The organism is Lysinibacillus sp. G1-3, assembly GCF_056322905.1.
Genome location: NZ_JBWHYQ010000084.1, coordinates 1 through 255 on the forward strand (window position 1 = coordinate 1; position 255 = coordinate 255).

The following is a 255-nucleotide window of genomic DNA, read 5'->3' on the forward strand; positions in this document are numbered from 1 at the left end:
TGAAAATCAAAGTTATCAATTGGAAACTTTAGTAGAAAAATTAGCAATAGAAAGAGATACAAGTAGAAATCCATTATTCGATGCTATGTTTAGTATGATGGATACAACAACTGATATTAGTAATAGGATGGGGGATCTTGGATTTTACCAATACAATGAGGATAGAAAGGTATCCAAGGTTGATTTAACATTAGATGCTTTAGAAGAAGATAAAATAATAAAATTTAGTATGGAATATTGTTCGAAATTATTTAA

At 27.5% G+C, this 255-nt stretch carries 1 protein-coding gene; it reads left to right on the forward strand.

Translation table 11 applies throughout. The features are described 5' to 3' along the window. Window positions 1–255: condensation domain-containing protein (locus ACVYAD_RS25270; RefSeq protein ID WP_476428316.1), on the forward strand; the 255-nt coding region annotated here is incomplete at both ends.